At 45.9% G+C, this 14,604-nt stretch carries 10 protein-coding genes; 6 read left to right on the forward strand and 4 right to left on the reverse strand.

The genetic code is table 11. The annotated features are described in order from the left end of the window. The first annotated feature begins 233 nt into the window (after window positions 1–233). Window positions 234–746 (forward strand): ferritin-like domain-containing protein, encoded by a 513-nt coding sequence (locus tag DWW90_RS15905; RefSeq protein ID WP_115501406.1) that lies wholly within the window; start codon window positions 234–236, stop codon window positions 744–746. Window positions 747–885: 139 nt separating this feature from the next. On the opposite strand, the gene DWW90_RS15910 is transcribed toward DWW90_RS15905, so the two are convergent. Then, window positions 886–2,406 (reverse strand): DUF4301 family protein, encoded by a 1,521-nt coding sequence (locus DWW90_RS15910; RefSeq protein WP_122345675.1) that lies wholly within the window; start codon window positions 2,404–2,406, stop codon window positions 886–888. Window positions 2,407–2,580: 174 nt separating this feature from the next. On the opposite strand from DWW90_RS15910, the gene DWW90_RS15915 reads away from it, so the two are divergent. Together DWW90_RS15915 and DWW90_RS15920 are read left to right on the forward strand one after the other, a co-directional pair. Next, on the forward strand, window positions 2,581–4,797 hold the full coding sequence (locus tag DWW90_RS15915) for a bifunctional (p)ppGpp synthetase/guanosine-3',5'-bis(diphosphate) 3'-pyrophosphohydrolase (RefSeq protein ID WP_122345676.1): 2,217 nt from the start codon (window positions 2,581–2,583) through the stop codon (window positions 4,795–4,797). A 431-nt stretch (window positions 4,798–5,228) separates the two neighbouring features. Continuing rightward, window positions 5,229–6,233: a virulence RhuM family protein gene (locus tag DWW90_RS15920; RefSeq protein WP_122345677.1), complete on the forward strand. Its 1,005-nt coding sequence runs from the start codon at window positions 5,229–5,231 to the stop codon at window positions 6,231–6,233. A gap of 10 nt (window positions 6,234–6,243) precedes the next feature. Here the strand turns inward: DWW90_RS15920 and DWW90_RS15925 are convergent, their stop codons facing one another. Further along, a complete protein-coding gene (locus DWW90_RS15925; RefSeq protein ID WP_115500116.1) occupies window positions 6,244–7,677 on the reverse strand; it encodes a CCA tRNA nucleotidyltransferase in 1,434 nt (477 codons plus the stop codon). A gap of 109 nt (window positions 7,678–7,786) precedes the next feature. Here DWW90_RS15925 and ddlA point away from each other — a divergent pair, with 109 nt between their 5' ends. Further along, window positions 7,787–8,875: a D-alanine--D-alanine ligase gene (ddlA, locus tag DWW90_RS15930; RefSeq protein WP_122345678.1), complete on the forward strand. Its 1,089-nt coding sequence runs from the start codon at window positions 7,787–7,789 to the stop codon at window positions 8,873–8,875. A gap of 85 nt (window positions 8,876–8,960) precedes the next feature. After that, complete coding sequence (locus DWW90_RS15935; protein WP_122345679.1) at window positions 8,961–9,791, forward strand: hypothetical protein; 831 nt, start codon at window positions 8,961–8,963, stop codon at window positions 9,789–9,791. A gap of 82 nt (window positions 9,792–9,873) precedes the next feature. On the opposite strand, the gene DWW90_RS15940 is transcribed toward DWW90_RS15935, so the two are convergent. Both DWW90_RS15940 and DWW90_RS15945 read right to left on the reverse strand, forming a co-directional pair. Next, a complete protein-coding gene (locus DWW90_RS15940) occupies window positions 9,874–12,375 on the reverse strand; it encodes a DUF6383 domain-containing protein (protein WP_115500118.1) in 2,502 nt (833 codons plus the stop codon). Window positions 12,376–12,750: 375 nt separating this feature from the next. After that, complete coding sequence (locus DWW90_RS15945) at window positions 12,751–13,533, reverse strand: mechanosensitive ion channel family protein (RefSeq protein ID WP_233547782.1); 783 nt, start codon at window positions 13,531–13,533, stop codon at window positions 12,751–12,753. Between the two features lie 220 nt (window positions 13,534–13,753). On the opposite strand from DWW90_RS15945, the gene DWW90_RS15950 reads away from it, so the two are divergent. After that, entirely contained in the window at window positions 13,754–14,575 is an 822-nt protein-coding gene (locus DWW90_RS15950; protein WP_115500120.1) for a tetratricopeptide repeat protein, read from the forward strand. The last annotated feature ends 29 nt before the right edge of the window (window positions 14,576–14,604 follow it).

Consider the following 14,604-nt stretch of genomic DNA (forward strand, 5'->3'; position numbering starts at 1 on the left):
GTCGTAATTGGGGAAAACGCTCAAAAAAGAGGAAAAAGTCCCTTTTTGACGGCAAAAAAGCGGATTAACATTTGTTCGCTTTTGGAGGCCGAGCGAGAGGCAAAAATGAGGTTTTTACAATAAGCCCCGGATAATTGATAGATGAATAAGAAAAAAGAAATGAACAAATATATCTGCCAGTTGTTCCTAAAAAGCATTTAAGCGCTATACATACTAAACTAAATTTTACAATCATGGCAAAAGAAAGTGTTAAGATCCTTAAGGACAAATTAGACGTAGACAGCCTGTTGATACAGATGAACGCAGCATTATCCGAAGAATGGTTAGCTTATTACCAATATTGGATCGGTGCTCTGGTCGCAGAAGGGGCCATGCGTGCAAACGTTCAAGCAGAATTTGAAGAACACGCAAAAGAAGAGTTGGGACATGCTAAATTGTTGGCAGACCGCATTATCGAACTGGAAGGTGTTCCTGTATTAGACCCGAAAAAATGGTCTGAACTGGCCAGATGCAAATACGACATCCCGACCGACTTCGATGTTGTCAGCCTGTTAAACCAGAATGTTTCATCCGAACGTTGCGCGATCGTACGTTATCAGGAGATTGCCGAATTTACAGATGGCAAAGACTTCACTACTTGCGATATAGCCAAACACATCCTGGCTATGGAAGAAGAACATGAACAGGATTTACAAGATTACCTGCGAGATATAGCAAGAATGAAACAGTCACTCTTAGGTAAATAAACATCAACGCCTTACCGTGTCCTGATAAGCTCATCCCGTCATCTCATTCTAATCACTGGAAATCAGTTTAGTCCGAAGTTGCAGGTCAAGCCGTTATGACACGCTAAGGCGTTAACGGTTACTTTTTATTTTCAACTGATCATTGATGTTCCTGGCGCAGCAGGTCGTTCACCGTCTTAACCGGGTTGAAGGTTTCGATGGGGACTTCAACGAAGACCGTATTCCAGTCGCTCATCGCGCCGTTCCACAGGCCGGGCAGTTCCAACGCTTTCAATTCGCGGCCGTCCTTACTCTTATAGGAGATAAAGCCCGTGTTCTTGTCCACATAATCCGGCAAGTTGAATTTCTCGCCTTTATAGTTCTTCAGCGCACAAACCAGGTCTACGGGGTTGAAATGCGTGCCTTGTTCGAACATAGCTTTCTTCTCGGGATCTTTCAGGTCAACCTGCGAGCTTTCGAGGATTTGCAGGGAAACAGTTCCGTCCTGATTTACCGCCAGGAACGGACCACCGCCGGGCTCACCCACATTCTTCACCATGCCGCATACACGCAACGGGCGGTTCAGTTTGCTCTTTATATAAAGAATCAACTCGACATCTTCCAGCAACTTCGTTTCCGGATTCCTTACGCACAAGTCTTCCTGCAGGAAGTGGATCATCTCTTCCACCTGGTCGTGCGAATACTTGCCGCTGTCGATCAGTTCCAGATATTTGAAGATACGTTCCTGCAAAGAAACCAGCACGCCGGCAATCACCTTCTTGAAGATGACAGTCGAACATTTGAAGCTGTCCGGCACCACATTGTCGATATTCTTCACAAACACCACATCGGCATCGACATCATTCAGGTTTTCAATCAAAGCCCCGTGGCCGCCCGGACGGAACAACAGGTTACCGTTCTTGTCGCGGAACGGATTGTTTTCCATATCGGCAGCAACCGTATCCGTACTCGGTTTTTGGACACTGAAAGAGATATCGTATTTTACGGAGAACTTCTCTTCGTAATCGCCCGTCTTGTCAGCCACCAACTGTTCGAACAACGCCTTGTGTTCCGGCGATACCGTGAAATGGATATTCACCTCGCCGGCATTGTTCTTGGCGTACATCGCCCCTTCCGCCAGATGTTCCTCCATCGCCGTGCGGGCAGTCTGCGGATAAGAGTGGAAAAGCAACAGACCTTTCGGGAGTTGTCCGTAGTTCAGCCCTTTCGGTTCCAATAAGGTGGCGACAATCGTTTTATACTCGCCGTTCGCCATCAAAGCGGGAATATCTTTTACTTCGTTATGAATACAAGCCTTATTCAACGCATCATAGAAAGCGAATTTCTTGATTTCGTCGAAGAACTTCTTTTCAAACGCATTCTGAGGCTCGTTGTAGTCGACAGACAGGAACTCATACAGGTTCTTGAACATACGGCTTGCCGCACCGGATGCAGGCACGAACTTCACAATCTTCTTATTCTTTGCCAGATAAGCATCCCAGGCATCCATATAAGTCGCCTGTTTTTCCTGCGGGATCACCATGATTCCTTTCTCCACCGAGGCCGAAGCCGTAATTTCCAGGAACGGGAATCCTTTTACGAAGCATGCCAACTGCTCTTCGATCTGCTGCTCGCTGATGCCTTTAGCTGCCAGTAACTCTAAGTCTTTTGCGTTTAACATAGTATATCGTTTTAATGAGTTAATAATCAGATACGCGACAAAGCCCTTCCGGACTTTGTATATCGCAAATGTATAAAAATACCATTAGAATTGCGCTGATATTCGCAGAAAAACTTACTTTTACGGTATGTTTTACGGACCGCTCCCGAAAAGGCGGTAAAAAGACAGACAACTATGGATATACAACCGTTCTTTACCGAAGAGGAGAAAAAGCAGCTTTTCTGCAAGTATAAGCAACTACTACGCCATCTATACTCTTTCCTGCAAAAAGAAGACCTGAGTAAGATGAAGGAACTGATGCAGCGTGTTGTGGCCCTGGATTGTTACGGACGAGACAAAAACGGCATTAACGGCCTGTTACGCAATATCGACACGGCACTGATCGCCACCGTAGAGATCGGGCTGAAACGCACATCGGTCATCGCCCTGCTGCTTTACCGCCCGGTGCTGAAAAAGATCATTACGCTGGACGAAGTAAAGGATACGTTCGACGACGACGTCGCCCTGATCATCAGGCGGCTGCTGAAGACATCCGACCTTTACGCCCGCAACACGGCGGTCGACTCGGAGAACTTCCACAAGCTGCTCTTCTCGTTTGCCGAAGACGTACGCGTGATCCTGATTATGATTGCCGACCGCCTCTGCCTCATGCGCCTCGGCAAACAGCTCAGGAATGATGAGGACCGCAAACGGTTAGCGACGGAAGTGTCTTACCTCTATGCGCCGCTTGCCCACCGACTGGGACTTTATACGATCAAAAGCGAACTGGAAGACTTGTCGCTGAAATATACCGACCGCAAGCAATACGACTTTATCAAACGGAAGCTGAACGAGACGAAGCGTTCGCGCGATGCCTACATCGCCGAGTTCATCGCCCCGATCCAAAAGAAGTTGCAGGAAGCCGGCCTCCGGTTCGACATCAAAGGGCGCACCAAGTCTATCCATTCCATCAACAACAAGTTGAAGAAGCAGGACATCCCGTTCGAAGGCATCTACGACCTGTTTGCCATCCGCATCATCCTCGACACGCCGCTTGAAAAGGAACGTTCGGAATGCTGGCAGGTTTATTCCATCGTCACCGATATGTACCAGCCGAACCCGAAACGCATGAAGGACTGGATCTCCATCCCAAAGACAAACGGTTACGAGAGCTTGCACATCACCGTCATGGGCCCGCAGAACAAATGGGTGGAAGTGCAGATCCGCACCCGCCGCATGGACGAGATCGCCGAACGCGGCCTGGCTGCCCACTGGAAATATAAAGGCGTGAAAGAGGAGAACGGCCTGGACGAATTTCTGAACACCGTCCGCGCCGCATTGGAGACGAAGGAGAATAATCCGCTCGACCTGATGCAGGACTTCAAGATGGACCTCTACAAAGACGAAATATATGTCTTCACCCCGACCGGCGAACTGATCAAGTTAGCCAAAGGGGCGACAGTGCTCGACTTCGCTTTCGCCATCCATACCAAGTTAGGCTGCAAATGTGTCTCGGCAAAGGTAAACGGGAAGAATGTCCCTATTAAATATGTATTGAACAACGGCGACTCGGTTTCCATCGTCACCGCGCCGACCCAGACGCCGAAACGCGACTGGCTGAACATCGTCGTCACCTCCAAAGCGCGTGTGAAGATCAAACAGGCGCTCCGCGAAGAGACGGCCAAAGCGGTAGACTTTGCCAAAGAGATGCTGCAACGCCGCTTCAAGAACCGGAAGATCGATATGGACGAACCGGTCCTGATGCGTTATATCAAGAAGAAAGGTTTCAAGACCGTCACCGACTTCTACGTCGAGATTGCCGAGGAACGCCTCGACCCGAACCAGGCGATCGACGAATACCTGGAACAACTCCGCCGCGAAACGGAGATAAACGACCATACCGAAGTCCGGAGCGCCGAAGAATACATCACGACAACCGAGGCGGAAGAGATCGCCTCCAACAAGGATGTCCTGGTAATCGACAAGAACCTGACGGGCATCGAATACAAGCTGGCGAAATGCTGCAACCCGATCTACGGGGACGAAGTCTTCGGTTTCGTCTCCACGCAAGGCATCAAGATACACCGCATGGATTGCCCGAACGCACAGGAGATGTTCAGCCGTTTCGGCTACCGCATCATTCAGGCGAAATGGAGCGGCAAGGGAGATAACGGCTACATCGTAACGCTCCGCGTGATCGGCCGCGACGACATCGCGATTGTCACCAACATCACGTCCGTCATCAGCAAAGAAGCCGGCGTTTCGCTCCGCTCCCTCAACATCGACTCGGTAGACGGCATCTTCCAGGGGAACTTCACCGTCACTGTGCGCGACACTACGACGTTGAACATGCTGACCAAGAAGATCAATGCTGTAAAGGGGGTAAAGACGGTGGAGAGATTGAACTCCTGACACTTTTCCCCACAACCATTTCAACTACCTGTTCCCGCGCTTGACGCGGGATCGCAAAGGGGCAATCCCTATCAATCAGCTATTTATACTGCCGGTTCTACTGCGATCCCGCGTCAAGCGCGGGAACAGGCGTTTCTATCCTCCTATCTGTTAACTTTTTCATCCTTGCATCTTAGCTCTTTCACTTCTATCCTTTAGCACTTTCTATGTTGTCCGCAAGTTGTCCGCTTGGCGCCGAACGATCGTTCGCTTGCCGCCGGACGATCGTTCACCGCCAAGCGGACGATCGTTCACTGGGCGGCGGACGATTAATTGTATGCCAGAAAAGAGGTAATGGAATGTGATGGATGAGTTAAAATATAAGGAAGAAACGGTTAGAGGGTCGGAATAATAAACTATCTTTGTTGTAATCGGATAGCTAATTTAGAATCATGCAAGATCGACAAGACGAAATACTAATTTACCAGTCCCAGGATGGGACCATCAAAGTTGATGTTCTGTTTGAAGGAGAAACCGTATGGCTGACACAAGCACAGCTTTGTACGTTGTTCGGGAAATCCAAAGCGACAATAAGCGAACACATTAAACATATCTTTGAAGAGGGAGAACTAAATCCAGATGCAGTTGTTCGGAATTTCCGAACAACTGCCGAAGATGGAAAAGAATATAGTACTAACTTCTACAACCTTGACGTCATCATCTCCGTCGGCTACCGCGTAAAGTCACAACAAGGCACACAGTTCCGTATCTGGGCTACACAAAGGCTTCGCGAATACATTATCAAAGGCTTTGCCCTCAACGACGAGCGTTTCAAAACGGGCTCTTCCATGAATTATTTCCGGGAGTTGCTGGAACGTATCCGGGAGATCCGGCTTTCGGAACGGATGTTTTATCAGCAGATCAAAGACATTTATGCAACAAGCATTGACTACGACCCATCCGACGAAATAACGCTTTCTTTTTATAAAGAAGTACAAAACAAGCTGCTTTGGGCGGTCAGCGGAAAGACTGCGGCAGAACTGATTTACTATCGGGCAAACGCTTCGCTGCCGATGATGGGATTGACTTCCACAAGCCATCCGGACAAAGTGCTTAAATCTGACATCGCCATCGGCAAGAACTATCTGAACGAGGAAGAAATCAACATGCTAAAACTAATCGTCGAACAATTCCTTGCCTTTGCGGAGGCACAAGCGATAGCCCATAAGCCGATGTATATGAAAGACTGGGTGGAAAAGCTGAAGTTAGTCTTGACGATGAATGAGAAAAGCATTTTAGAAGATGCCGGACGCATTTCCCATCAACTGGCTGTACAAAAGGCGGAACACGAATATACCCAATATAAAGAGGTACAGCGCGCATTGGAGCATTTGAACAGCATTAAGGAATTGAATGAAGACCTTAAACGGCTAAAGGGAAAACCGGGGAAGAAATGAGGCTTTGCCCTCACTTCCCAACCGGTTTAAGTCCCATCTTCTCCGCCCTCTGAAGCATAAAAGCATGGGCGGCTTCGTGTTCGTTAGGGATCACGCCGTCGAGGATCGCGTTCTTGATCGCTTCTTTCAGCACACCGACCGGCTGCGAAGGCGGCAGGCCGAAAGTTTCCATGATCTCCTCTCCCGTTACAGGCGGCTGGAAATTGCGGACGCGGTCTTTCTCTTCGATCTCGGCGAGCTTGCTGCGGACTTTCTGGAAGTTGGCAAGGAAGCGGCGCACCTTTTCGGGGTTCTTGCTGGTGATATCGGCTTCGCAGAGCTTCATCAAGTCGTCTATGTCGTCTCCCGCATCAAACAGAAGGCGGCGGATAGCGGAATCCGTCACTTCGTCGTCCGACAAGGCAATCGGACGCATGTGCAGGCTGACCATCTTCTGAACATATTTCATCTTCTCGTTCATCGGCAGCTTCATCTTGCGGAAGATACCGGGAATCATCTTTTCCCCGATGAAATTATGGTTGTGGAACGTCCAGCCTAAACGCGGATCGAAACGTTTCGTCGCCGGTTTGGCTATGTCATGGAAAAGCGCACTCCAGCGGAGCCACAGGTTATCGGTCGTCTTGCTCAGGCGGTCGAGCACCATCAGCGTGTGGGCGAAGTTGTCTTTATGCCCGATGCCTTCTTTCGTCTCCACGCCTTTCAGGGCGCAAAGTTCCGGGAAAATCAAAGGCAACAGGCCGCAACGGTCCAGCAGGTCAAAGCCGACAGAGGGCTTGGGCGAGAGGACGATCTTATTCAATTCATCCACAATGCGCTCCTTGGAGATGATAGAGATACGCTCCTTGTTACGCTCGATCGCATCAAACGTGTCGGGATCGATAAAGAAGCCTAACTGGGTGGCGAACCGGACGGCACGCATCATGCGCAGCGGGTCGTCGCTGAATGTGATATCCGGGTCGAGCGGCGTGCGGATCAGCAGGTTATCCATATCGGTCAGCCCGTCGAACGGATCGACAAGCTCGCCGTAGCGGTCTTTGTTCAGGCAAAGGGCCAGGGCGTTGATCGTAAAGTCGCGGCGGTTCTGGTCGTCCTCGAGCGTACCGTCTTCGACAACCGGTTTGCGGCTGTCGTGCGTATAAGACTCCTTGCGTGCACCGACAAACTCCAGTTCCAGATCGCCGGCTTTCACCTGTGCCGTGCCGAAATTCTTGAATACGGAAAGGTGGGCGCCGCGTCCCAACTTCCTGGCCACTGCTTTTGCCAGTTCGATACCGCTGCCTACGGCTACAACATCGATGTCTTTGGACGGACGGCGCAGAAAAATATCCCGCACATAACCGCCTATCACATAAGCCTCAACCCCTAACTCGTCCGCCGCTTCCGAAACCAACCGGAAGGGCTTCGCTGAAATATGTTTTAATATGTCTTCTTGCTCTATATACATAAATACTATTATTTATCCTTTTCCGATAAATTGCCTGCAAAGATAATCAAATTCTTGCGGGGAGAGTAGTATATTTGCGCCCCGTTAGATACAAATAACTTATACATACATGAACACAACAGTAGCCATTATATTCGGAGGGAAATCAGCCGAACATAAAGTTTCATTAAAGTCCGCAACAAATATATTCAATGCCATAGACAGGACTAAGTTCACCCCATTATTGATCGGGATCGACAAAGCCGGCAATTGGTTCTATAACACCAGTTACGAAACCGGGAACATAGACCTGGCCAATCATGATTATTTCACAGACGCAACGCCGGTTTACCTGTCTCATTCCGCCAATGATTCCACTCATGTTGTCAGCCTCGAAGCCAACACTGTCCTAACCGGTTTTCATCTTGCATTTCCAATCATACACGGAACAAATGGAGAAGACGGAACCTTGCAAGGATTACTCAAATCCATGAATATTCCTTTTGTCGGTCCCGATGTATTAGGTTCTGCCATAGCAATGGACAAGGATGTAACCAAACGCCTGCTGAAAGCGTCCGGTATCCCTGTCGCCAACTCCTATACATTATATAAACATATACCTCTTGAACATTCATTTACTGAAATCACATCCACTTTAGGACTTCCCCTTTTCATCAAGCCGGCGAACGCAGGTTCTTCGGTAGGAGTAAGCAAAGTAACGGACGAAAATGAGTTCAAGGCTGCTTTATCGACAGCTTTTCGATATGATAATAAAATCCTGGTAGAAGAGGCCATTATAGGAAAGGAAATCGAATGTGCCGTTTCAGGCAACGAACAACTGCGCGCATCTGTTGTCGGAGAGATTGTAGCGACTAAAGATTTCTATTCTTATGACGCCAAATATATAAGTTCGTCCGGAGCCAGACTGCAAATACCTGCCGAAATAGACGAAGCTCTTTCCAATGAGATCAGAAAATGCGCAATAAAAGCCTGCGAAACAATTTGTTGCGAAGGGATGTCACGAGTCGACTTCTTCCTTACAAAAGATAATAAGTTTGTATTGAACGAGATTAACACTTTGCCCGGATTCACTGAAATCAGCATGTATCCGAAGCTCTGGGAACAAACCGGCATTTCATATACAAATCTGATAACAGAACTGATCTCATTAGCTCAGCAAAGACACAGCCGTGATTGCAGGCTTTCAATAGAAATGTAAGATCGAATCTACTCTTTTTCAGTTTTTATGTCTACTTTTGAAACGGATTAAGAGAATAAGAAATAGACAATTAAGATTTATCATAATGAAGAAGTCAGCAATCTGTATAGCACTTGCAGCCGTAACACTGACCGGTTGCAACAATGACGAAAAGAAAGCGCAGGCGCGGCTGGACAGTGCCCGGAATATGTATGAACGGAACGAACTCTTTGCCGCCAAGAGCGAGATAGACAGTATCCGCATCCTGTATCCGAAAGAATTCAAGGTTATCCGAGAAGGTCTGACCTTGATGCGCCAGGTGGAACAAAAAGAGGCGGAGCGCAACCTGGCCTTTTGCGACAGTCTGATTCCGATCCGGCAACAGGAGTTGGAAGGCCTGAAGAAAGGCTTCAACCTGGAGAAAGATTCCGCTTACAACGAGATCGGCAACTACGTCTCCAAACAGCAGACTATCGAACGTAACATCCAACGCTGTTACATCCGTTCGGGTGTAAACGAGAAAGGCGAAATGTATCTGGCAAGCGTCTATTTCGGAGCCAACCCGCTCAACCATACTGGCATCAAGCTGAGTACGAAGGACGGACTTTTCGCCGAAACTCCCGCTATCCCTTATGACGGTGGTTTGAACTACCGATTCAAGGATTTGGGAAATACAACGGAAGTTGTCACCTATCAGGGAGAGAAATGTGAAGATGCTGTCAAGTTCATCTTTGCCAACCAGAAAGAGCGTATCAAAGTGGAATATACCGGCGGCAAACCTTATGTTCTCTATATAGCCGATGCCGATAAGAAAGCAATTGCTTCGACTTATGAACTGGCAACAGTATTAAGCGACATTGAGAAACTGACGAAAGAGAAGGAAAAGGCGATCAAAAAACTGGCATATCTGGAAAAGAAACTTTCGGGCGGGGAATAAGAGTTCCCGTTCTATCATAGCCATAAAGAAAGGCGGCTCCCGTTACCGGAAGCCGCCTTTTCTATTATCGGATTACAATTCTTTACTTTACAATTACTTTATAAGTGGTATCACCTTCCACTGTTACCAGTACAATGCCTGATGTTGCCGGCATAGAGAAGTATTCGGAACTTGCTCTGCGAACACCGATTGTCTGACCCAGGATATTAGACAGCGTAATCTTTTTGCCGGAAGCATTCGTTACGATTACCTGGCCGTCACTGCTGATTACCTTAATTTCAGAAACGTTTATTTCTTCATTAGGAGTCGGAGCGGAAGCAGTTTCAACTTCAAATGCTACGTGCGGGAATTGTTCCAACACAACAAAACCATTCACCACGCCAACATACGGCTTGCCCCCATTCTTCAATTCCTTGTAGTTTTCCAAGAGATATCCACCATGCTCATTAACTTTGAAAGCAAATAAAGCCGGACTGTCTTTCATTGTCTTGATTGTGTCATTATCCTCTACGAACATCGCATACTTATCATAGTTTATCCCTGTAAAAGAAGTATCTTTTACCGACATATAATAGCGTGTTCCTGTCTCGCTACCTGAAGAGATGAGATAGAGTTGCTTGCCGGCAACCATCGTATCCGGTTCAACCCACAAACTGAAATTATCTTTTTCGTAAGTAGCTTTCGTGATCTCACTACCTTCCGTTTTCATCTGTGCAAAAAGATTAAGCGGATTCATGACCAAAGAATTACCATCAGAAACCAACCGCTTATGTCCGGCTTCGAATGTTGCATATTCGGGCGCATCTACAGGTGCTATATTCACAATTGTCTTAGTGCTCGTCAATTGCAGGTTGGAAGTGTTGACATCAATTCCTACATACTTGTTGTCAGCATCTGTTGCCATTGAATAGAATTGTCCGTTGGCATCAGACAGGAAACGGAAAGAAAGAGGAGTTGATGTCGTCGAGAACTTCAATACACCCTTTTCTTCGTCTTTAGCCACTTTACCATCCAGGAAATAGCCGCCCAATTGATAAGGAATCACCGAAACTGTATCTCCCAATTGTTTGGCTCCAGCCACTTTTACAGGTTTCATCGGGAACAATTTAAAGAGCTGCATATCTACTGCACTTCCCTTCAATATAGAATCGCTTGCATACATAAACAGTTCCGGTACACCAGGAGTTGCGGAAAAGAGGCTCAGGTAATATCCCTTATTCACCAAATCCTGTTCGGATGCGACAAACGAACCTAAATATTTATTCTTCAGATCAACATTCATCTGTTCAACTGTGATGGAATCGCTTCCAATCAAGTAAGTGTCCTCCATCCCTTGCACTGCGAAAACTTCCTTATCTAAAATCAGGTCAGAATCCGACTCACGGTCCACAATAGAATATTTGCCATTGTTTTCTTTAATATACCATTGCCCTCTCACTTGATTGACCGACGGAACACTGTCACCTCCCATAAAGGCCTTCTTTGCAACATAATACTTGCCATTGTCGGCACCCTTACTTACTTTCTTCAAGAAATAAACGCCGGAACCTGTCGGAATCGTAACAGGAGTGCCCTTTGCAACTCCAATCATAGGAAGTTTTCCCTGTATAGGCTGGGCATTTGCTCCAAACTTAGAAACAGTTAAAACCTTGGTATTACCGGTTTGAGCATAAACAACACGAACTGTATCACCCTCTGCTTCTTTAACTTTTAAATCGTCATCAAAATCAGGAGCACCTGCTACAAACATAGCAATTGAATCATTCTGCAAATTAACAACAAATTTAAAATGCTGACAAAGTTCATTCGGACGCAAAACTTTGCGAGTTGAATCCAAAGCGAACCCTGCACCAAACACATTCTGCTGATTGTTAATTGTTGTTTTGAGTGTATCAACACCTAAAAACTTCTTTACTCCATTTGAATAGGCTTCATCACCTTTCACTTGTAGAGTCATAAAACCGTTATTCCCTACAGAATTGGCTATCAAATCTTTGCCAGTAAAGATATTTCCTTCATATTTATCATCAAATATTAGTTGGAATGTGCTGAAGCCATCACCAAGATCTTGTGGAGTCATGGTCATTGTGTCAGGCTCAGTGACTGTCAGGTCCAAAGCTTCCCCAGTAAAAGCAACACTGCCATCATCATTTAAAGCTAATATCATTTTACTGCCGTCACTTAGTGAAGCACTTAAACCTCCTCCATCTGTAAACGTCCATTTATCTACTCCTGCCGCTAAAACAGGTTTAGCCTCTTGAGATGCAGCAAATGACAAAACAGCATTCGTTTTTTTATTTTTAAACTGATAAACAGTTCCTGCCGTTTCATTTATTCCTACAATTTCCCATAAAGCAGAATCACGAGCAGCTTTGTTTACATCAACAAATGAAGGGATTGCTTTTACGACAACAGAATCAGACTTATTTCCATCCAGCGACAAATACTTGTCACTACCATTTTTCAAGTAATAATAATTACCTGCAGTCCAATCTTTACTTGGATTATCATCTGCCGCATTCGCCGCAGTAAAAGTTCCTACTGTCATCAAAGCCGCAGCTAAAAGTGTAAAATGTTTATTCATATGCAAATTGTTTAATCATTCAATTACTTAACAGTGACAAAGATATAAAACTTCAGTTTCATAAGCTTATAATAAAAGCCAAAAGATACTTATCATAGGACATACTGTACAAAAACACGATTATTCATGCTATAAATAAAAAAAGCCCGTCATCGGAATGACGGGCCAGGAATTGTTTTTCTCTTATAATCAAATAATAATACTAAAGCAATGAAATAAAGTTCTAAATATCTTGTATTCATTAAATCATTAATGATTGCTTTCTTTTTTATTGATTGACAAAGATAAATCTTTTTGTTTAAAATTGCGTCTTCCCTGAAGACACCGAACCAAACCTATCGATTATTGAACAAATCCTTTTCTTTTAAGGACAAATCAGTTATTAGCCCGATGTACAGTGAGTTGCGGGAATGGGAAGTTGATACCTTCGGCATTGAATGTCTCATAAACTGCCTGATTTATCCCGAAATAAACATCCCAATAATCCGAGCTTTTCACCCACACACGGACGACAACATTCACACTGCTATCTGCCAAAGCGTGCAAAGCAACAAAAGGTGCCGGATCAGTCAAAACGCGGGAATCACGTGAAAGGATCGTTTCAATCACCTGCTTTACTTTATTATAGTCTTCCCCATAATCGACACCGAATGTCCAATCGACGCGACGGGTATCCTGCCGGCTGAAGTTCGTAACCGCTCCACTGCTCAACGAACCATTCGGGATATAAACCGTTTTATTGTCCGGCGTCGTCAATATAGTGTGAAAGATCTGTATCTCTTTGACAGTCCCTCCTATCCCTTGCGCCTCGATATAATCTCCGACTTTAAAAGGCTTGAACAGAAGAATAATCAATCCTCCCGCGAAGTTGGCCAGGTTACCGCTTAAAGCCATACCGACAGCGACACCGGCAGACGCCAGCAAAGCTGCAAACGAAGTCGTCTGAACACCTAAAGCCCCGACAACCGAGATTATCAAAAGAATAGTCAGTACGACATTCACCAGACTCCCGACAAAACTCTTTACCGAAGGCTCGATATCGCGCTTCAATAAGACTCTTTTAATCAGTTTATTCACCAGATTAATCAGTAGTCGTCCGACTATAAAAACTAAAAACGCCTTAATCAGCGTCCATCCTAATGCCGCCCCTTGGGTCATCAGGGAATTTAAAATACCTTCCACTCCATGTGAAAAGTCAATGGCTGCTAAAATCATAATTATTTATATTTATTGAATTTCTTACTATTCATACAACAATCAAACGTTCAAAAAGTATTAGAATTTGTAGCAAAGGTATAAAGTTTTTTTATTCAGACGAAGAACCGATTTAATTACGTAGTTTTGTACCCGGTCAAATAACAGATATAAACAATAGAGAATGAGGACTTTCTTGATTATTATAGGTTTGTTCCTATTTATGGGAAACAGCTTTGCACAGTCTTATGAAGAGCTGATTGAGAAAAGCTATGATTTTGTCGACAAAAATGATTTGGTATCCGCAGAAGAAAGTCTCAAAGCCGCTATGCGCAAAGAACCGGCAAACCCGCTGAATTACGCCTTGCTCACCAACTTAGGAACTATACAGCGCCGGCAGGGGAAGTTGGAGGATGCACTCATATCCTATACCTCCGCATTGAGCGGCCATACCAATAACATCACCATTCTGGAAAACCGGGCATCCCTCTATACGGAATTAGGCGAAACGGAAAAGGCTTTGAACGACTACAACACGCTGCTGATTGAAAATCCCGAGCATCAAGAAGCGCTTTATTGCCGCGGATTACTCTATATCCAACAAAAGAATTACATGTGGGCGGAACAGGACTTCGACAAGATTCTACTGATAAACGAAAAATCCGTCCGTGCCCGTCTTGGTCATGCCATTCTGGAAAAGATGCGTGGCAACTATACCGAAAGCGAACGGATCTTCAATTACCTGATCGGTGAAATGCCTCGCGACTGGGTCTTGTACGAAGGACGGGCAGACCTGTATTTTATGATGGGAAAGAATGCACGTGCCATGGCGGACATCGAAAAAGTATTTACTGAAAGCGAACCGAGTGCAGCTCTCTACGTGCTGAGAGGCAAGATTAAACTGGCACAGTACGAAAAGGAACGGGCAGCCATCGACTTTAAGAAAGCCGAATCGATGGGATATGATAAAGAGGTCATCAAAGAGTTAATGAAACTTGCCAAATAATAAATAAAAAGGACGCAGACTCTGAGAAA

The sequence above is a fragment of the Parabacteroides sp. AF17-28 genome (assembly GCF_003479205.1).
GTDB lineage: Bacteria > Bacteroidota > Bacteroidia > Bacteroidales > Tannerellaceae > Parabacteroides > Parabacteroides acidifaciens.